At 64.5% G+C, this 17,841-nt stretch carries 18 protein-coding genes; 8 read left to right on the top strand and 10 right to left on the bottom strand.

Annotated features, from left to right (window positions below; genetic code table 11):
- The first annotated feature begins 51 nt into the window (after nucleotides 1–51).
- Entirely contained in the window at nucleotides 52–474 is a 423-nt protein-coding gene (locus tag AC3WQZ_RS12425) for an NfeD family protein (RefSeq protein ID WP_010809583.1), read from the top strand.
- 100 nt (nucleotides 475–574) lie between these two features.
- Nucleotides 575–1,507: an SPFH domain-containing protein gene (locus AC3WQZ_RS12420; protein ID WP_010809582.1), complete on the top strand. Its 933-nt coding sequence runs from the start codon at nucleotides 575–577 to the stop codon at nucleotides 1,505–1,507.
- 40 nt (nucleotides 1,508–1,547) lie between these two features.
- On the opposite strand, the gene smpB is transcribed toward AC3WQZ_RS12420, so the two are convergent.
- Nucleotides 1,548–2,000, bottom strand: coding sequence for an SsrA-binding protein SmpB (gene smpB / locus AC3WQZ_RS12415; protein WP_010809581.1), 453 nt, complete (start codon nucleotides 1,998–2,000; stop codon nucleotides 1,548–1,550).
- Between the two features lie 178 nt (nucleotides 2,001–2,178).
- Between smpB and AC3WQZ_RS12410 the strand changes: the two genes are divergently transcribed.
- On the top strand, nucleotides 2,179–2,616 hold the full coding sequence (locus tag AC3WQZ_RS12410) for a type II toxin-antitoxin system RatA family toxin (RefSeq protein ID WP_010809580.1): 438 nt from the start codon (nucleotides 2,179–2,181) through the stop codon (nucleotides 2,614–2,616).
- Complete coding sequence (locus tag AC3WQZ_RS12405) at nucleotides 2,603–2,950, top strand: RnfH family protein (RefSeq protein WP_010809579.1); 348 nt, start codon at nucleotides 2,603–2,605, stop codon at nucleotides 2,948–2,950. The genes AC3WQZ_RS12410 and AC3WQZ_RS12405 overlap by 14 nt, the downstream gene beginning before the upstream one ends.
- 54 nt (nucleotides 2,951–3,004) lie before the next feature.
- Here AC3WQZ_RS12405 and AC3WQZ_RS12400 read toward each other — a convergent pair whose 3' ends face one another.
- A complete protein-coding gene (locus tag AC3WQZ_RS12400) occupies nucleotides 3,005–3,523 on the bottom strand; it encodes a DUF4124 domain-containing protein (RefSeq protein ID WP_492300635.1) in 519 nt (172 codons plus the stop codon).
- A gap of 203 nt (nucleotides 3,524–3,726) precedes the next feature.
- Nucleotides 3,727–4,686 (bottom strand): DMT family transporter, encoded by a 960-nt coding sequence (locus AC3WQZ_RS12395; RefSeq protein WP_041687398.1) that lies wholly within the window; start codon nucleotides 4,684–4,686, stop codon nucleotides 3,727–3,729.
- A 124-nt stretch (nucleotides 4,687–4,810) separates the two neighbouring features.
- On the opposite strand from AC3WQZ_RS12395, the gene guaB reads away from it, so the two are divergent.
- The 3 genes from guaB to guaA all read left to right on the top strand — a co-directional run bounded on the left by guaB (nucleotide 4,811) and on the right by guaA (nucleotide 8,687).
- Nucleotides 4,811–6,274, top strand: a complete 1,464-nt coding sequence (gene guaB, locus AC3WQZ_RS12390) for an IMP dehydrogenase (protein WP_010809576.1) — start codon at nucleotides 4,811–4,813, stop codon at nucleotides 6,272–6,274.
- A 195-nt stretch (nucleotides 6,275–6,469) separates the two neighbouring features.
- Complete coding sequence (locus AC3WQZ_RS12385) at nucleotides 6,470–7,093, top strand: membrane protein (RefSeq protein WP_010809575.1); 624 nt, start codon at nucleotides 6,470–6,472, stop codon at nucleotides 7,091–7,093.
- Nucleotides 7,068–8,687 (top strand): glutamine-hydrolyzing GMP synthase, encoded by a 1,620-nt coding sequence (gene guaA / locus AC3WQZ_RS12380; RefSeq protein ID WP_492300634.1) that lies wholly within the window; start codon nucleotides 7,068–7,070, stop codon nucleotides 8,685–8,687. Before AC3WQZ_RS12385 ends, guaA begins: the two co-directional genes overlap by 26 nt.
- Nucleotides 8,688–9,042: 355 nt before the next feature.
- Here the strand turns inward: guaA and AC3WQZ_RS12375 are convergent, their stop codons facing one another.
- The 7 genes from AC3WQZ_RS12375 to AC3WQZ_RS12345 form a co-directional block, all read right to left on the bottom strand.
- The gene (locus AC3WQZ_RS12375; RefSeq protein ID WP_492300645.1) at nucleotides 9,043–10,746 is read right to left on the bottom strand and encodes a SulP family inorganic anion transporter; all 1,704 of its coding nucleotides are present in this window, start codon (nucleotides 10,744–10,746) and stop codon (nucleotides 9,043–9,045) included.
- A 416-nt stretch (nucleotides 10,747–11,162) separates the two neighbouring features.
- Nucleotides 11,163–11,291: a hypothetical protein gene (locus AC3WQZ_RS12370; protein WP_256333822.1), complete on the bottom strand. Its 129-nt coding sequence runs from the start codon at nucleotides 11,289–11,291 to the stop codon at nucleotides 11,163–11,165.
- A gap of 54 nt (nucleotides 11,292–11,345) precedes the next feature.
- Nucleotides 11,346–11,762 (bottom strand): DoxX family protein, encoded by a 417-nt coding sequence (locus tag AC3WQZ_RS12365; RefSeq protein WP_231881343.1) that lies wholly within the window; start codon nucleotides 11,760–11,762, stop codon nucleotides 11,346–11,348.
- A gap of 82 nt (nucleotides 11,763–11,844) precedes the next feature.
- On the bottom strand, nucleotides 11,845–12,297 hold the full coding sequence (locus tag AC3WQZ_RS12360) for a hypothetical protein (protein ID WP_011615461.1): 453 nt from the start codon (nucleotides 12,295–12,297) through the stop codon (nucleotides 11,845–11,847).
- 183 nt (nucleotides 12,298–12,480) lie between these two features.
- Nucleotides 12,481–13,047, bottom strand: coding sequence for a hypothetical protein (locus tag AC3WQZ_RS12355; RefSeq protein WP_492300631.1), 567 nt, complete (start codon nucleotides 13,045–13,047; stop codon nucleotides 12,481–12,483).
- Entirely contained in the window at nucleotides 12,995–13,357 is a 363-nt protein-coding gene (locus AC3WQZ_RS12350; RefSeq protein WP_492300630.1) for a hypothetical protein, read from the bottom strand. Before AC3WQZ_RS12350 ends, AC3WQZ_RS12355 begins: the two co-directional genes overlap by 53 nt.
- A 128-nt stretch (nucleotides 13,358–13,485) precedes the next feature.
- Nucleotides 13,486–16,200 (bottom strand): cation-translocating P-type ATPase, encoded by a 2,715-nt coding sequence (locus AC3WQZ_RS12345; RefSeq protein ID WP_492300628.1) that lies wholly within the window; start codon nucleotides 16,198–16,200, stop codon nucleotides 13,486–13,488.
- Nucleotides 16,201–16,424: 224 nt separating this feature from the next.
- Here AC3WQZ_RS12345 and AC3WQZ_RS12340 point away from each other — a divergent pair, with 224 nt between their 5' ends.
- The gene (locus tag AC3WQZ_RS12340; protein ID WP_492300627.1) at nucleotides 16,425–17,783 is read left to right on the top strand and encodes an MBL fold metallo-hydrolase RNA specificity domain-containing protein; all 1,359 of its coding nucleotides are present in this window, start codon (nucleotides 16,425–16,427) and stop codon (nucleotides 17,781–17,783) included.
- Nucleotides 17,784–17,841 lie beyond the last annotated feature (58 nt).

Here is a 17,841-nt window from a genome sequence, read left to right as displayed (position 1 = left end):
CGCTGCGGGGTTTTTACTTTTCGGGATGTATCTGGACGAACGGGAGCTTGGATGGCGTACTACATCTGGTTCGTGGCAGCGGTCGCGCTGGTGATCATCGAGATGAACACCGGCACCTTCTACCTGCTGATGGTGGCGGTGGGGCTGGCCGCCGGCGGCGTGGGGGCCTTGCTGGGATTGTCGCCGGCCGCGCAGACACTGGTGGCGGCGCTGGTCGCTGCGGTGCTGATCGCCGGCCTGCGCCGCACCCGCTTTGGCAAGCTGCGGCGCGGCAACGCCGCCGCCGATCCCAACGTCAATATCGATATCGGCCAGGAGCTGGACGTGCCCGGCTGGGACGCCAACGGGCGCGCCCGCGTGCCGTACCGCGGCGCCGACTGGACCGTGGAGCTGGCGCCCAACTGTGCCGCCGCACCAGGACGCCACCGCATCGTCGCGGTGCGCGGCAGCACCCTGGTCGTGTCTCCCCGCTGAAACGCTGTCTTATTGCGCAGCGCGGCAATTGTCGCGCTGCGATCCGTCTGCCGCCGCCTGGCGGCTCCGTACTGCTGTCTTCTGTCTGGAGGGTCGTTACATGCTCGCATTTCAGCTTGGTTTGTTGCCGCTGATCATCCTCATTGCCGTTATCGTGCTGATTGCCAAGGGCATCAAGATCGTGCCGCAGCAGCATGCCTGGGTGCTCGAGCGCCTGGGCCGCTATCACGCGACGCTGACGCCGGGGCTGTCGATCGTGGTGCCGTTCGTCGACCGCGTCGCCTACAAGCACGTGCTCAAGGAAATCCCGCTGGACGTGCCCAGCCAGGTCTGCATCACCAAGGACAACACCCAGCTGCAGGTCGATGGCGTGCTGTACTTCCAGGTCACGGACCCGATGAAGGCATCGTATGGATCGAGCAATTTCGTGGTGGCGATCACGCAGCTGTCGCAGACCACGCTGCGCTCGGTGATCGGCAAGCTGGAGCTCGACAAGACCTTCGAGGAGCGCGAGTTCATCAACCACAGCGTGGTCAACGCGCTGGACGAGGCCGCATCCAACTGGGGCGTCAAGGTGCTGCGCTACGAGATCAAGGACCTGACCCCGCCCAAGGAGATCCTGCACGCGATGCAGGCGCAGATTACCGCCGAACGTGAAAAGCGCGCGCTGATCGCGGCGTCGGAGGGCAAGCGCCAGGAGCAGATCAACCTGGCCACGGGCGCGCGCGAGGCGGCGATCCAGAAGTCAGAGGGCGAGCGGCAGGCCGCCATCAACACGGCCCAGGGCGAGGCGAGCGCGATCCTGGCGGTGGCCGAGGCCAACGCGCAGGCGATCCAGAAGATCGGCAATGCGATCCGCACCGAAGGTGGCATGGATGCGGTCAACCTGAAGGTGGCCGAGGAATACGTGGCCGCGTTCGGCAACCTGGCCAAGCAGGGCAATACGCTGATCGTGCCGGGCAATATGGGCGACATGAGCAGCATGATCGCGGCCGCCCTGCAGATCGTGAAGGGGCAGCAGAAGGCTGCCTGAAGGGGCTGACGGACACGCCGCGGCAGCGCGGCGCCGGGGCTCAGTCCTTGGCGTCGCCCTTCATGATGCGGGCCTTCTCGCGCTGCCAGTCGCGCTGTTTCTCGGTCTCGCGCTTGTCGAACTGCTTCTTGCCCTTGGCCAGGCCGATCTCGCATTTGACGCGGCCGCGCGTGTAGTGCAGGTTCAGCGGGACCAGCGTGTAGCCGCGCTGCTCGACCTTGCCGATCAGCTTCTTGATCTCGTCGGCCTTGAGCAGCAGCTTGCGGGTGCGCACCGGGTCGGGATTGACGTGGGTGGAGGCGCTTTGCAGCGGACTGATATGGGCGCCGATCAGGAACATCTCGGCGTCGCGCACCACCACGTAGCCCTCCTTGATCTGCACCCGCCCGGCGCGGATTGCCTTGACCTCCCAGCCTTCCAGCACGATCCCGGCCTCATAGCGCTCCTCGATGAAGTAATCGAAGAAGGCCTTTTTGTTATCTGCAATGGTCATGCGTGCGGGTGGGGTGCGGTAGGGTGGAATTCAGCCGTTTCGCTGCGGCGCCACATGGCAGGATGCCGCGGGGCGCGCGTGTCGGCTAAAATCCGAATTCTAGCAAACCAGCCCCGGCACAGGCGCATGCCTGCCGCGCACAGCGTGCGGCATGGCCGCAAGCCAGATTTTCCCATACATGGCAGACGTCCATAAATCCGTACTGCTCGGCTACTCGGCCGCGCAGATGTACGACCTGGTCACGCGCGTGGAGGACTATCCCAAGTTCCTTCCATGGTGCGGTGGCGTGGAGGTGTTCGAGCAGACCGATACCATGCTCGACGCCAAGATCCATATCCACTTCAAGGGGATCCAGCAGTTCTTCCACACCCGCAATACGCAGGAACGCCCCACCCGTATCGACATGACCTTTGCCGACGGGCCGTTCAAGACCTTCAACGGCGCATGGCGCTTTACGCCCCTGCGCGAAGACGCCTGCAAGATCGAATTCCACCTGCACTATGAGTTTTCCAGCCTGCTGCTGGAAAAAATCATCGGCCCGGTCTTCAGCATGATTGCCAATACCTTTGTCGACGCCTTCGTCAAGCGGGCCGAGGTGGTCTATGTCGCCAACTGACGCCGGCGCGGGGACGGTGCATATCGCGGTCTGCTATGCGCGGCCCGATAGCGTCTTCCTGAAGGAGATCGACGTGCCAGCCGGCACCACGATTGCCGCGGCCATAGTCGGCTCCGGGCTGCAGCAGGCCTGTCCGGAGGTGGACCCGTCGACCATGCGGGTGGGCATCTTCGGCAAGCTCAAGACGCCGGAGACGGTGGTGCGCGAAGGCGACCGCGTGGAGGTTTACCGGCCCTTGACCGCCGATCCCAAGCAGGCGCGCCGCAAGCGGGTGCAGAAGCAGCGCGCGGGCGGCACGCGCGAAGGCCAGAAGTGGTTGCGCGGCAGCGGCTGAGCCGAGCCTGCCAGGCATGCAAACGGGGCCGATGCGCCCCGTTTTTCTTTGGTTTCAGCTGCAGTTCTTCTCGAGGCTGGCGTTGGTCTTGAGCACCTCGGCCTGGCGTTGGTCGCTGTTCAGGTGTTGCAGCGAACCGTCCGGACCCGCCACCGCGGCGCGCATGCCTTGCTGCAGGCCGTTGGCGTAGTTGCGCAGCTGCGCGCAGCGGGCCTCGCGCTCGGCCGCCTCGCTTTCCTTGCGGGCCTCTTCGGTGGCGGCTTTCAGGCTGGCCTCGCGGCGCTTCTGGAAGGCTTCTTCGGGGGTCGGCGCCGGGGCCGCGGCGGGCTTGGCCGAGGCCTTGGCCGGAGCCGGGGCAGGGGCGGGCGCCCCGGCATTGGCGGCCTCCACCGGCTGGAGCTCGCCGGCAAAGCGGCCCGGGGCACGCAGCACCCTGGCTGCCGCCGCTGACGGCGGCACGTCGCTGTAGACCATGCGGCCGTTGGCGTCGCGCCATTGCCAGTAGGCAAGGGCCTGGACGGGAACGGCGAAAGTGGCGGCGGCAAGCAGGCACAGCGCGGACGATCGTTTCATGGCGAGGCGTCTTAAAGTGACTCGGAAGTAACTGGTGCGGCTGGAATCGTGCTGGGCCGCCGGCTGCGCGCATGGCGATGCCGCGGCAGGACAGCCGCGGCGATGGCTTGGCGTCCGCCCGGTATCAGGTGCGTAGCGCCGGTTTGACCCTGGTAAAGCTGTTGTTCGTGGCGCGTGTGACCCCCGCGCCATCGTTCGCTAGTCTACGCAGACTTGTCGGTGGCGTGCAAGCGCACCGACCAGGCCACGCCGACCATCAGCAACACAATGGCGGCGATTTCCAGCGGCCGCGGCCAGCGGTGGTCGAAGACAAAGCCGTAGGCCAGCGCGAACAGCGTCTCGAACACGATCATCTGGCCCGACAGCGTCAGCGGCAGGCGCCGGCTGGCGATGTTCCACAGGTTGTTGCCAATCAGCGACGCACCCAGCGCCACTGCGGCATTGACCATCCAGAACCACTGCCAGTCACGGCCGCTGTCGCCCGCGGTCAGCGTGTCGCCCGCCAGCACCCAGCCGATCACGGCCAGCACCGCCGACACCGCGCCGGTCGACAACCCGTACAGCGCCGACCATTCATTGCCGCTGTAGTGCGGGTTGCGCTGCAGGTAGCGTGCGTTATCGACCGCGTAGAGCGTCCAGCAGACCAGCGCGCCGGCCGCGCAGCAGACCCCGGCCAGTTTCTGCCAGACCGGCCGGATTGCCGCGCCGGCTGCCGCCGCGTGGGCGCTCTGGCCGCCGCCGAACAGGTCGATATTGATGCAGGCGATGCCGGCGGCCACCACCAGCAGCGGCCACATCAGCCGCGACAGCGGCACGGCGCCGTGGTCGCGCCGGCCCATGATGGTGACCGAGATCGGCAGGATGCCGATGATCAGGGAGGTGGGGCCCACCCCGGCGAGCTGCACGCCGAAGGCCAGCAGCACGTAGTAGAGCAGGTTGCCGGTGAAGGCCTGGCGCAGCAGCGCCACGCAGTCCGCCCGGGTCAGCTTGCGCGCGATGCGCTTCATCAGCGGCAGCGCGGCCACGAAGGCGACCAGGCCGTAGGCCAGGTAGCGGCCGATGGCCAGCTCCCACGGCGAGAACACGGGCAGCAGCTTGGGGGCGATAAAGACCATGCCCCAGAAGGCGCCTGCCAGCAGCCCGCACAATACGCCGATTCCCATGCTTCGCGTTCGCCCGAATAAAAGGACGACGAGCATAGCAGACCGCTTCCAGGAAAGCCCATTGCAGTGCATCAGCAAAGCGCGCATTCCTGTATAATTCGGTTTTGCGCCTAGAGGATTTGCTATGCGTCTTGTCCAGAAAGCACTCACATTCGATGACGTGCTGCTCGTCCCGGCCTATTCGGCCGTTCTTCCCCGGGATGTCTCCCTCCGCACCAGCCTGACCCGCTCCATTGAACTGAACATCCCGCTGGTATCCGCGGCGATGGACACAGTGACGGAAGCCCGCCTGGCGATTTCCATGGCGCAGGCCGGCGGTATCGGCATCGTCCACAAGAACCTGAAGCCCGCCGACCAGGCCCGCGAAGTCGCGCGCGTGAAGCGCTATGAGTCGGGCGTGCTGCGTGATCCGATCACCATTTCGCCGGACATGAAGGTCCGCGATGTGATCGCGCTGTCGCAGCAACATGGCATTTCCGGCTTCCCGGTGCTGGAAGGCAAGGCCGTGGTCGGCATCATCACCAACCGCGACCTGCGCTTCGAGGAAGAGCTCGACGCCCCGGTGCGCGCCAAGATGACGCCCCGCGAAAAGCTGGTGACCGTGGCCGAAGGCGCGACACTGGAAGAAGCCAAGCGCCTGATGAACCGCCACCGCCTTGAGCGCGTGCTGGTGGTCAACCAGGCTTTCGAGCTGCGCGGCCTGATCACGGTGAAGGATATCCAGAAGGCAGTGGACAATCCGCTCGCCAGCAAGGACGAGCGCGGCCAGCTGCGCGTAGGCGCCGCGGTCGGCGTGGGCCCGGACAACGACGAGCGCGTCGAACTGCTGGTCAAGGCCGGCGTCGATGTGATTGTGGTGGATACGGCGCACGGCCATAGCCAGGGCGTGCTGGACCGCGTGCGCTGGGTCAAGCAGAACTTCCCGCAGGTGCAGGTGGTTGGCGGCAATATCGCCACCGGCGATGCCGCGCGTGCGCTGGTCGAGCATGGCGCCGACGGCGTCAAGGTCGGCATCGGCCCGGGCTCGATCTGCACCACGCGTATCGTTGCCGGCGTGGGCGTGCCCCAGATCACGGCGGTTTCCAACGTGGCCGAGGCCCTCAAGGGCACCGGCGTGCCGCTGATCGCTGACGGCGGCGTGCGCTACTCCGGCGATGTGGCCAAGGCCCTGGCGGCCGGCGCCCACACCGTGATGATGGGCGGCATGTTCTCGGGTACCGAGGAAGCGCCGGGCGAAACCTTCCTGTTCCAGGGCCGTTCGTTCAAGAGCTACCGCGGCATGGGTTCGGTGGGTGCGATGAAGGATGGCGCGGCAGACCGCTACTTCCAGGAAGACAACACCGCCAACGTCGACAAGCTGGTGCCGGAAGGCATCGAAGGCCGCGTGCCGTACAAGGGCTCGGTGATGGCGATCATCCACCAGCTGACCGGCGGCGTGCGTGCCTCGATGGGCTATTGCGGCAGCAAGTCGATTGCCGACTGGCACGAGAGCGCCCAGTTCGTCCAGATCACGGCAGCCGGCATGCGTGAATCGCACGTGCACGACGTGCAGATCACCAAGGAAGCGCCGAACTACCATATCGACTGACGCGCAGCGGCTGCGCCCGCCGCCTCGCGGCGGTGCGCGGCCGCAAGATCGTCGGGGCGAGGGCGCATTGCCGCGGGCGGCGCCTTCGCCTGACCGGAATGCCATCCGGCCGGCCGCTCGCCAAGCCGGTGTTGCCTGAACGTGGGCCGCACCCGCCGGCCGCACCATCGGCCGGGCCCATGACGAGGAGCGCCAATGAAGGTATTGCTGCGAGCCGTGCTGTTTTTTGATGCCCTGGTGGATTTGATGCTGGGCATCCTGCTGTTGATGTCCCCGTTCACCACGCTGTATGCGGCGCTGCAGTTGCCGCAGCCGCAACCGGCCCTGTTCGGGCAGCTGCTGGGCGTGGCACTGGTCGGCCTGGCCGCGCTGTTGTGGCAGGCAACGTTCAACGGCCAGCTGACGGTGCCAGTGGCGCGCACGGCCGGCTATGTGAACCTGGCCAGCGCAGTGCTGATCATTGCCTGGATGGTGTTCATGGAACTGCCGCTGGTCGGCGCGGGCAAGATCTGGCTGCCGGTGATGGCAGTGGTGCTGGCGTTTTTTGCGCTGGTGCAGATTCCCGCTTCCAGGCGCGTGCGCAACCGCGAAAGGCAGCTGAAGGCCGAGCGTGCGCTGCAGGAACAGGAACACAAGAAGGAAGTCCGCAAGGAACCCGGCGTCGCCCCCGCGGCGCGCCCAACGAATACCCCAGAATACCGGCGCGAGCCGGTCATCACGCCGCCGCCGGGCTATGGCCCCGGCACGGAAGTCGTGACCGAGCCCATCCCGGAAGACACGCCATCGGCCCATCATGCACGACAAAATCCTCATTCTTGATTTCGGCTCGCAGGTCACGCAGCTGATCGCCCGCCGCGTCCGCGAGGCGCACGTCTATTGCGAGATCCACCCGAACGACGTCTCCGACGACTTCGTCCGCGAGTTCGCCCCCAAGGCCGTCATCCTGTCCGGCAGCCACGCCAGCACCTATGAAGACCACCAGCTGCGCGCGCCGCAGGCCGTGTGGGACCTGGGCGTGCCGGTGCTGGGCATCTGCTACGGCATGCAGACCATGGCCGTGCAGCTGGGCGGCAAGGTCGAGTGGAGCGACCACCGCGAATTCGGCTACGCCGAGGTGCGCGCCCATGGCCACACCAACCTGCTCAAGGACATCGAGGATTTCCGCACGCCGGAAGGCCATGGCATGCTCAAGGTCTGGATGAGCCACGGCGACAAGGTTGCCGGGCTGCCGCCGGGCTTCAAGCTGATGGCCTCCACCCCCAGCTGCCCGATCGCCGGCATGGCCGACGAGGCGCGCGGCTACTACGCGGTGCAGTTCCACCCCGAGGTCACGCATACCGCCAAGGGCCGCCAGATGCTGGAGCGCTTCGTGCTCGGCATCGCCGGCTGCAAGCCTGACTGGGTCATGCGCGACCATATCGAGGAAGCCGTCGCCAAGATTCGCGAGCAGGTCGGCGATGAAGAGGTCATCCTGGGCCTGTCCGGCGGCGTCGACTCGTCGGTGGCCGCGGCGCTGATCCACCGCGCCATTGGCGATCAGCTCACCTGCGTGTTCGTCGACCACGGCCTGCTGCGCCAGGACGAAGGCAAGCTGGTGATGGAAATGTTTGTCGGCCGCCTGCACGCCAAGGTCGTGCATATCGACGCCTCCGAACAGTTCCTCGGCCACCTGGCCGGCGTGACCGATCCCGAGCAGAAGCGCAAGATCATCGGCCGCGAGTTCGTGGAAGTGTTCCAGGCCGAGGCCAGGAAGCTGTCCAATGCAAAGTGGCTGGCGCAGGGCACGATCTATCCGGACGTGGTGGAGTCGGGTGGCACCAAGACCAAGAAGGCCACCACCATCAAGAGCCACCACAACGTCGGCGGCCTGCCGGAAACGCTGGGCCTGAAGCTGCTCGAGCCGCTGCGCGACCTGTTCAAGGACGAAGTGCGCGAGCTCGGCGTGGCCCTGGGCCTGCCGCCGGAAATGGTCTACCGCCACCCGTTCCCGGGCCCGGGCCTGGGCGTGCGCATCCTGGGCGAGGTCAAGCGCGACTACGCCGACCTGCTGCGCCGCGCCGATGCCATCTTCATCGAAGAACTGCGCAAGACCATCGCCACCGAACAGGACGCCGCCGCGGGCCTGTGCGAGCCGGACCTGGTCGGCAAGAGCTGGTACGACCTGACCAGCCAGGCCTTCGCCGTGTTCCTGCCGGTCAAGTCCGTGGGCGTGATGGGCGACGGCCGCACCTACGACTACGTCGTGGCGCTGCGCGCGGTGCAGACCACCGATTTCATGACCGCGCACTGGGCGCACCTGCCGTATGCGCTGCTGGGCCGTTGCTCTAACCGGATCATTAACGAAGTACGTGGCCTGAACCGGGTTGTGTATGACGTGTCGGGGAAACCGCCGGCGACGATCGAGTGGGAGTGAAATCGGGTTCTTCGGTGACTATCGCCGGCCAGCGGAACAGGTTGGCGGTAGAACCCCAGGGCCGGATTGAAGCCCTCCCGTTCAGATGCCGCTGCGGCCGGGGTCAAGCGCGAGGATATTGAGCGTGATCGGTCAAGCCCCCAAGGCGCGTGCAAAGATCTCTGACTACCTCTCAAAGCGGTATCTGGACATCTTCCAGGCGTAGTCCAGCACGTCGCGGGTCATCACGGCATAGGGCGTCCCGCGGCGCTACCCTGTCGGGGACGCATGTCACGCAAAACAACTCTGCGAGCGGCTTGCCGTTGACTTCGAGGGGGTCCTGGGCGTTTGCCACCGATGACAGCTTCAGGCCACCCTAAGCAGGTTCCCACGTCTGGCCCAGTGACCGGACGCACTCATCCACGCTCAGTTCATGCAGTGACTCGCGCGGCAGCGTTTCGCTGGCCGCGCGTGTCAGGACAGCCAGCACGGGTGGCTTAAGCCGCACCAGCAGCAGGCGCTGGCCGTTGGCGGCCACCTCGGACGCGAAAGTATGCAGCGCCTCGATCGTCGAGCCATCGATGTCCGGCGTCTCCTCCATGCTGAAAACAAGCGTATGGAGCCCCGGCCCGGCTGCCTCGTGCAGGTGTCGCGCCCTGGCCAGCATGCGTTCCGCATTGGCGAAGAACATCGGCGCTTCCGGTCGAACGATCAGCACGCCCGACAGAGTCCGGGCCTCAGGGTGAGCCGCGATGTCAACGTAGTCGTGGCTAGAGCCAAGGCGCCCCAATTCGCTGACTCTTGGTTCGGAGAAGCTACGCAGTGTCAGCATCAGGCTGATCCCGATTGCCACCAGCAGTCCGTCTAGCACGCCAAGCAGGACCACGGCGACACATGCGGCAACCACCAGCAGCCGGTCGCGGCGCCATGTCCAGTAGGGCCTGAATGCATCGAGACGCAACGTATGGCTCACGGCATGTATCACGATTGCCGCGAGCACGGGTTCGGGCGTGCGTGCAAGCTGCGGCAGCAGCGCGGCAACAATCAGCGCGATGACTGCTGCGGCGCACCAACCCGCCAGGCGAGACTGTGCGCCGGCTGCTTCATTTGCAGACGTGGCGGAATAGCCCGCCCCGACTGCCATGCCATGTAGCAAACCGGAGCCAATATTGGCCAGACCCAGTGCGACCAGGTCGCGGTTGGGTGAGGTCACATCACCGTACTTGAGCGCAAAGCTGCGGATCGAGCCGTACGATTCCGCATACAGGATCAGCACCAGCGCGAAGGCGAGCTCGCCAACGCGCAACCACTGTACGCGCTGCAGGTCGGGCAGGCCGATGGTGACATTTGCCAGATCAATCGTGCCCACTTCGGCAATGCCGTAGTACGACAGATCGGTGGCATAGGCTGCTGTGATGCCCAGCACGATCACCACCAGCGGTCCCGGCACCCGCCGCAAGCGCGCCAGCGCGAACAACAAAGCCAGCGCCGCCAGGCACGCGGCGAGCGCATTGACGTTCCAACCCGCCGATTCGTGCAGGAACTGGTAAGTGAAACGTGGCAGGTCGCTGTGCGTCGGGTGGATCCCGGCGATGCTCGAAATTTGCCTGAGAATGATAATGACCGCTAGTCCGAATGTGAAGCCGCGCAGCACCGGCTTGGCAATGAAGTCGGTAATGCCGCCCAAACGCGCTATGCCCGCCAGCACCAGGAAGACACCGGCCAGCGTCACGAACCCGGCGGCGAGCGCCAGGCGCAGCGCGGCATCGGCACCGCTCGTCGACAGCGTGGCCGCGGCCAGCACCGCAGCGGAAGATGAGGTGGCCGACACCACCGCGAAGCGGCTCGTGCCCACAATGCCGTATATCACCAGCCCGACTAGCAGGCCGACCAAGCCAGCTTGCGCAGGCAGATTGGCGATGCCGGCGTATGCAACGGCTTCCGGCAGAAGCAGACCGGCAATAGAGCAGCCGGCGATCACATCTCGCCCGAGCCGTTGGCTTCGTGTCAGCGCCACGTCATTGGCCCTGCCGGTATCCGGCGGGGTGGACGAACCGGGGGCATCAGATGCAGGACACATAGTCGATGTAGTTCGGGCGATCGGCGGTCCGCTTATTCTGCCACTGATAGATGCCATCGAAATGACTTCGGCGTCGTTGCACACGGAGCGCCCTTATGGCGACCCCGCCCCAACGATTCTCGCCAGCCAATCGAACTTGGTCCTTCCGTCCACAGAAGTTGTGAGTGCAAGCATCACGTCTGAAGACTTGAACGTCCCATCCCTTTGGCTTGCTGACGAGGAACGCCACATGCATTCAACCCTATTCCACCAGGCAATGGCACTGACCTTGGCGGCGACCGCCATGGCCCTGTGCCATGCGCAGGAATTGCCGCTCCAGGCACCGCGCAGATCCGCGAATCGGCCGGGATCCTTTCCGGTGGCGTCGGCACGGAAGACGTGGCGCGCATGAAAAAAACTGGCGCCGCGCTTTAATGTCAGAATCCGCTTCCAGGACAATGCCACTGGGCGTGGATGCCCGCGCCCGGCGCCCGGGTCGTCAACCGCAACCACACGTGGCCCGCCTGCGCTTCGTCGAGGCGGTTCTTCTCTGCTTCGTTGCTCATGGCGATTCTCATCTCGCAAGGTGGCGGGCGCCAGGTGCGTACCAGGCAGCCATCTTATGGGACTCTTGCTTGCATACGTGACGATTCAATGGCGAATACCACCAGCATGCCGCCCAGGATTGAGACATTCTTCAGAATGTGGTTAAGCTGATTCATGAAGTCTGCGGGATCGGCGCGCCAGAAGCCATGGAAGATGATGGTGGTGGGTACCAGGAACAGTGCAAGAAGCAGCGCGCCCAAGCGTGCGCTCCAGCCCGAGATCAAAGTCAGTCCACCACCAATTTCAACTGCGATGGTTAGCACCAGCAGCAAATCCGGGCTCGGCAGTTCAGCGCTGGCAATCCACGCAGAATAGGCCGCGAAGCTGCCAATCTTCAGGAGTCCGGAAAATAAAAAAAGAGAGCCGAGAAGCGCACGACCGACAGAGTATGTTCGTGAAACGACCGTGGGCGCGAGTGACATAGTGGTCATGACCATCTCCAAAACGAAGAGCGGTTGCAGCCAAGAGCCAGTCCCCAATTAGGAGTCCCGCTCCTTTTCCTTGCCGGTGCCGTCATCCCAAGGGCGGACCACCTTGGCCGAGCGTGGCGAGCCGCCCGAGATAATCCGTGCAGCGGCCGCTGACGGGCGAAGGATCGAACGGACGATTTTCAGGTAGCGGTGCGCCACCTTCATGAGTGCCGGGAGCTTGATCCGCTTCACGGTGCGGACGTTCAGTGCTCCCTGCACGCCGGATGGCCGCGATCAGCATGTGGCTCCGCGCCGCCAGCAAAGTCTCCTCAAATCGCGCCATTGCCTCTGACAGCAGATTCAACTCGACCTGGCTCTTGGCGTCGTCCGCCTTGCAAGCATCAATCTCGGTGTAGATGCGCTTGCCGAGCTCACGCACGAGAACAGGATCGAGCTGTCCTTGAGATGCTGCGTGACTCAGGTGAAACAGCAGGGTGATCAATCCGTTCGGAGTGGAACGGGGCGGCGAAGCTGTGCTCATTTGTTGCCCCAACATTGCAGTCTCCACATTTGGCAAGCCACTGGCTATAGGATCTGAAAAATCCCGGAGTTTTGGCTACATCAAAGAAAAGATTGACAGGCCATTGGCCCGCAACGATGCGTGCCGGCTTCATATGCGTTTGGCTGTCACGACACGTGCGCCGCCTTGCAGCCGGTGCCCTTCGCAATGAGGCCTTTCTTATGTGGGAGTCGGGTACTGGGGCGTTCGTGTCCGTGTGTGCAGCCAGTCTCGTTCCAGGTGGATCAGGTTGAAAAGAAATGTGAGGTCCATCGGCTCGGCTTCAGCCGTAATCCATTGCTCGTGATCGACGTCTTGATAAATCAGCGTCAGGTAATAGCGGCCGTGAGGCAGTTTGAGGTAGACCAGGGGACCGTCGGAGACCAGCCGTAGCAGGCGGTTGCCCTGTTCGTTGACCAGGATCAGTGTGACGCCAGAAACGGGGTTGCCTTCTGAAGGGTCCTGGAAGCTGAGCCGCACATTGAATTGGCCGGCGATAGCCTGCATTTGCCGCAAGGCTTCACGCCCCATCCCGCCCGAGACATACCGGACGCCAGCGGATTGGTGGATTTCCGGCGGCGTTGGATGCGTTGCGAGGATCTGCGCGTGGAGAAGCGGTGCGGTACCAAGGAGCAGCGCGGCGGCAGCTGCACGCTCAACCTTGCTGGCGCGCATTGCAAGTGATCGATGGTGGCTAACGGGAGCCTGGAGGTTTTCCTCGTGTCCACGCTGCAGCTTCGCGGTCATGACAATCCTCCTTTGCGGCGCGCAAAATATATCGCCCGTCTATTTTGAAGCGTAGCTCGCATGCGCACTGTCCCATTGATGCATCGCAAACGAGATACCAAATACATTCAGCCGCCTTCCCCCGGGAGCAGTACTCGGTGGCGAACTCGCGGATCGCGCCGTCAGAGGTTTGTCCTGAGCCCATGTAACCGGCGATCGTGGCGGCATTACCGGAACGGGCAATGCGCACGGACGAGTGCGTGTGCGCACACCAGGCCGTATTGCCTGAGCATGCGGTATCCCAGTTCTCGATGACCGCCGACAGCTTCATGTCGCGCACTGGCGTATATAGAAGCGGTGTCCCCTCCATGCCCTATTGGCTTCTGTGGGAAGAGCGGCGCCTGTGCTCCGTGGCCAACGGGGTGATGGAATTCTGAGTTGGCGAGCACCGGTCTCCCGCTACAGCTTGCACCGCCGGCTCCACCATTTGTCCAGCTCCACTGCAATCGTCAATGTGAGCGCGAGCGACAACAGTCCAGCCCACGTCGTAGCCGACACAGGTGTGAGACCGAGCGTGTCGCTTAGCCCGGGTATGTACATGGCAGCGATATGGAGTAACTGGGCAGCCAGTACGCTGACCACCAGCATCGGATTGGCGAAGACCCCCTGTCGGAATACGGAGTGGCGCTCTGAACGGCTACTAAACGTCTGCAAGTTCTCAAACAGCACAAACAGCAGCAGCAATTGGTTGCGTGCCTCGTTTAGGGGATAGCCGCGGTCGAGCAGCCAGTAGAAAGTTGCAAATCCCCCTACGCCCATGACAAGAGTCGAATAGCAGATGCGGCGGATCATTACGCGGTCAAAGATCGGCTCCCGGGGCTTGCGCGCCGGATATGACAGTTCGTCGCCTTCCGCATGCTCGGTAGCCAGAGCCACATCCTGGATGCCATTGGTCACGAGGTTGAGCCACAGCAGCTGCACCGGCAGCAATGGCATTGGCAGGCCCAGGGGAATCGCCAGCAGAAACAGAACCATTTCGGCCGCGCCCGTGGAAACCACCATGAAGATGACTTTGCGAATGTTCGCGTACGCCACCCTGCCTTCATTTATGCCGTTGACGATGGACGCAAAGTTGTCATCGGTGAGGACTATGTCTGCGCTTTCCTTCGCTACTTCAGTTCCCTTTCGGCCCATGGCCACACCGACGTGTGCGTGCTTGAGCGCAGGAGCGTCGTTGACGCCGTCGCCGGTGACCGCCACGAAATGGCCGGTTCTTGCCAGCGACAGGACAATGGACAGCTTCTGATCCGGACTGACGCGGGCGTAGATGCGCGCACGGCGGGTCAGTTGGTCGAGTCCGTGCGGCCCCTTGCTCTCGGCCTGGCGCACCTGCTCGCCCGTCACGACCTGGTCCGTGGTAAAGCGCAGCCCCGCCTGCGCGCCAATTGCGCTGGCTGTCAACGGATCGTCGCCAGTCACCATCGCCACGTCGATGCCGGCGCTGTAGCAGCGTCGGATAGCGTCCGGGACCTCCGGGCGAACCGGATCCTTCATGCCTGCCATTCCCAGAAAGGTCAGGTTGACCAGGTGCCCGTGTCCGTAGGACCCGTCCGGCTCTGCATCAATCGTGCCTTCTGCGAACGCCAGCACGCGTAGTCCTTGCGCGGCCAGCGCTGCCTTTTCCCGAAGCAGTCCTTCGCGCCGGATCGGCACGGCATGGCCGCGAACGTCCGCCTGGTCGCACATGGCAATCAGAGTCTCGGGCGCTCCCTTGACGAACACGCGGATCGTCTCTTCGTGCCGGTGGAACGAGGCCGCGTACCGCAGGTCTGGCTCATACGGGATACGGGCCACCAAGGGGTACCGCTGTCGGATCTCATTGGCTACGGTGCCCCCCTTGTGCGCTGCGGCCAGCAGCGCCACGTCCACGCTGTCCCCGGTGCCAGTCCAGCCATCACGCTCCCTGGATAGTTGGGCCTCGTTTGGCAGCGCCGCGGCCCTTAGCAGGGCCGCTACCCGCGTTCTCGCGTCATGGTCGGTGGTGCCGGCGGCGCGGATCGTGCAGTTGTCCAGATCGTGTCCGACGTCGCAGCAAAACGCCGTGCCGTCGGGAAGCCGGATATCGGTGACGACAAGCTCGTTCATGGTCAGGGTGCCGGTCTTGTCGGTGGCGATCATGGTGCAGGATCCAAGCGACTCCACGGCGGGCATTTTGCGCACGATCACATGGGCCTTCGCCATCCGCCGCATGCTGATCGCCAGCGCCACCGAAATGGCGACGGGCAGTCCTTCGGGGATCGCGCTCACCGCCAGTCCGACCGACATCATGAACAGTTCGCGCAATGCCATGCCGCGCAGCATACCCACCAACACCAGCAACGCCACAGCCACGCCTACCGCCACCGCGATCAGTCGGGAAAAACGCTGGAGCCTGAGAATCAAAGGTGGCTGCGAGATGGATTCGCGGCCCAGTTCCCGCGCAATCCGGCCAATTTGCGTGGCAGCGCCAGTTGCCACGACGATGCCGTGGCCCCTGCCGCGGAGCACCACCGTGCCGGCGGAGGTCAGGCACTGGCGGGCGCTCGCTGGGGCGTTGCTGGCATCACATGCTGAGAGCTTGCGCACCGGCAGCGATTCGCCAGTCAGCAGGGATTCATCGCACTGCAGGTCAATGGCGGAGGTCAGTTCCAGGTCGGCCGGCACTCGGTTGCCGGCTTCCAGCACCACCAGGTCGCCCGGTACCAGCGTACTTGCATCGATCTCCTGCTGGATGCCGTCCCGGATCACCGTGGCACGGGGCTGCTCCATCTTGCGCAGCGCCACGGCCGCCTTGTCGGCCGTATGCTCCTGTGCGGTGCCGATGACGCCGTTAATCAGCAGTACTGCCCCGATGAACAGTGCATCCTTCAGGTCACCCAACGCGAGCGACACCGCTGCCGCGGCCAGGAGAATGTAAATAAGCGGACTGAGGAACTGGCGCAGAAACACCGCGGCCACCGACCTAGGGGCCGCCTGAGGCAGCACATTGCGGCCCACCTCGGCCAGCCGCGCATTAGCCTGCGCGGTGGTCAGGCCGGGTGGGACATGTCCCGGATCGACGCGATCCCGGGTGCCGGAATGTTCTTCGTGAGATCGGGGGCGATCCGTTTGCAACGCGCTGGAGCGATTTTGCATGAGGTTTCCCAAGGTATGCCCGGCGCGGAGCCACGCGTGCACACCCTGGGCGTACGCCACGTGCGGCGGGCGGGTCCGGACACTGTTCAAGCGTAGGTACTCGCGTTTCCGCATGATTGATCCGGATCAACCACCACCCGGTTCCCCCTCCTAGACTGGCTGTATCGGCCAGCGGCACCCGTGGCGGGGCCAACGGCCTTGCGCAAGCGTCAAAGGACACCAGCATGCAACTGCAATTCCTCGGCGCGACCGATACGGTCACCGGCTCCAAGTACCTGCTCGATACCGGCCGTCACCAGGTCATGGTCGACTGTGGCTTGTTCCAGGGATACAAGACCCTGCGCCTGCGCAACTGGGATCCACTGCCGCTCGATCCGGCCAAGCTCGACGCCGTGGTGCTGACCCATGCCCACATCGACCACAGCGGGTATTTGCCCCTGCTGGTGCGCAACGGCTTCCGCGGCAGCGTGCACTGCACCATGGGCACCGCGCAGCTGTGCGGAATCCTGTTGCCAGACAGCGCCCACCTGGCGGAAGAAGACGCCGATTATGCGAACCGCAAGGGCTTCTCGCGTCATCGGCCCGCATTGCCTCTTTACACAGCAGCCGACGCTGCACGAGCAATGCGGCGGCTCCAGCCGATGCAGTTCGGCAAGCGCTTCCAGGTAGTGCCCGGCGTAGAGGCCGAGTTTGCCCGGGCCGGACATATCATCGGCGCGGCTATCGTCACGTTGTTCGTCGACGGCAAGCGCATCGTCTTCTCAGGCGACCTCGGGCGGCAGCAGGACATCGTCATGCGCGCGCCGGAGATGGTGCGTCAGGCGGATTACCTGCTGGTGGAGTCAACCTACGGCGACCGGCGGCATCCGGACGACGACCCGCTCGATGTGCTCGGCGAGATCGTCAGCCGGACGATTGGCCGCGGCGGCAGCTTGATCATCCCCGCTTTTGCGGTAGGGCGCACGCAGAGCCTGCTGTACTGCCTGCACCGCCTGCGCGAACTCAAGCGAATCCCCGACGTGCCGGTGTACCTCAACAGCCCGATGGCCATCGACGCGACCATGATTTTCTCGCTGCATCCGGAAGAGCTGCGCATCAGCCGCGAAGAGTGCGCCGCAGCCTGCAATCTCGCCACCCCGGTGCAGAGCATGGAGCAGTCGATCTGGCTGAACCATGACCGAAGTCCCAAGATCATCCTGGCTGGCAGCGGCATGGCTAGCGGTGGTCGTGTGGTCCACCATATTGCCGCCTACGGCCCGGACCCTCGCAACACCGTTCTGCTTTCCGGCTTCCAGGCGGCGGGTACGCGCGGCGCAGCGCTGGCCGCAGGCCGGCGCGACATCCGCGTCCATGGCAAGGACATCGCCGTGCATGCGTCGGTGGAGCAGGTGGAGAACCTGTCCGCACATGCCGATGCCGCGGAACTCATGACCTGGCTCGGCGGCTTTCACCAGGCGCCGCGGCGTACGTTTGTCGTGCACGGCGAGCCACAGGCAAGCGATGCGCTGCGCCAGCACATCGAGCGCGACCTGCGCTGGGCGGTCACCATGCCGGAATATCGGCGCTCCTATCCGCTCGACTGATCCAGGCCGGCGCCTGATATGTGCGCCTTTCGTTACGTCTGCCAAACCGGAATCACGT

This window comes from Cupriavidus sp. FW305-26, assembly GCF_058787975.1.
The sequence above is the reverse complement of the archived record's forward strand: the minus strand, read 5'-3'. Positions and strand labels throughout refer to the sequence as shown.

What these genes read in the sequence shown, in the direction of transcription:
- AC3WQZ_RS12405 (WP_010809579.1), top strand. Translation starts at nt 2,603, where the DNA reads ATGTCGCCAACTGACGCCGGCGCGGGGACGGTGCATATCGCGGTCTGC.
- guaB (WP_010809576.1), top strand. Translation starts at nt 4,811, where the DNA reads ATGCGTCTTGTCCAGAAAGCACTCACATTCGATGACGTGCTGCTCGTC.
- AC3WQZ_RS12355 (WP_492300631.1), bottom strand. Translation starts at nt 13,047, where the DNA reads ATGACCGCGAAGCTGCAGCGTGGACACGAGGAAAACCTCCAGGCTCCC.
- AC3WQZ_RS12400 (WP_492300635.1), bottom strand. Translation starts at nt 3,523, where the DNA reads ATGAAACGATCGTCCGCGCTGTGCCTGCTTGCCGCCGCCACTTTCGCC.
- smpB (WP_010809581.1), bottom strand. Translation starts at nt 2,000, where the DNA reads ATGACCATTGCAGATAACAAAAAGGCCTTCTTCGATTACTTCATCGAG.
- AC3WQZ_RS12420 (WP_010809582.1), top strand. Translation starts at nt 575, where the DNA reads ATGCTCGCATTTCAGCTTGGTTTGTTGCCGCTGATCATCCTCATTGCC.
- AC3WQZ_RS12360 (WP_011615461.1), bottom strand. Translation starts at nt 12,297, where the DNA reads ATGTTGGGGCAACAAATGAGCACAGCTTCGCCGCCCCGTTCCACTCCG.
- AC3WQZ_RS12395 (WP_041687398.1), bottom strand. Translation starts at nt 4,686, where the DNA reads ATGGGAATCGGCGTATTGTGCGGGCTGCTGGCAGGCGCCTTCTGGGGC.
- AC3WQZ_RS12365 (WP_231881343.1), bottom strand. Translation starts at nt 11,762, where the DNA reads ATGACCACTATGTCACTCGCGCCCACGGTCGTTTCACGAACATACTCT.
- AC3WQZ_RS12375 (WP_492300645.1), bottom strand. Translation starts at nt 10,746, where the DNA reads ATGTGTCCTGCATCTGATGCCCCCGGTTCGTCCACCCCGCCGGATACC.
- AC3WQZ_RS12385 (WP_010809575.1), top strand. Translation starts at nt 6,470, where the DNA reads ATGAAGGTATTGCTGCGAGCCGTGCTGTTTTTTGATGCCCTGGTGGAT.
- AC3WQZ_RS12345 (WP_492300628.1), bottom strand. Translation starts at nt 16,200, where the DNA reads ATGCAAAATCGCTCCAGCGCGTTGCAAACGGATCGCCCCCGATCTCAC.
- AC3WQZ_RS12370 (WP_256333822.1), bottom strand. Translation starts at nt 11,291, where the DNA reads ATGAGCAACGAAGCAGAGAAGAACCGCCTCGACGAAGCGCAGGCGGGC.
- AC3WQZ_RS12410 (WP_010809580.1), top strand. Translation starts at nt 2,179, where the DNA reads ATGGCAGACGTCCATAAATCCGTACTGCTCGGCTACTCGGCCGCGCAG.
- AC3WQZ_RS12425 (WP_010809583.1), top strand. Translation starts at nt 52, where the DNA reads ATGGCGTACTACATCTGGTTCGTGGCAGCGGTCGCGCTGGTGATCATC.
- AC3WQZ_RS12350 (WP_492300630.1), bottom strand. Translation starts at nt 13,357, where the DNA reads ATGAAGCTGTCGGCGGTCATCGAGAACTGGGATACCGCATGCTCAGGC.
- AC3WQZ_RS12340 (WP_492300627.1), top strand. Translation starts at nt 16,425, where the DNA reads ATGCAACTGCAATTCCTCGGCGCGACCGATACGGTCACCGGCTCCAAG.
- guaA (WP_492300634.1), top strand. Translation starts at nt 7,068, where the DNA reads ATGCACGACAAAATCCTCATTCTTGATTTCGGCTCGCAGGTCACGCAG.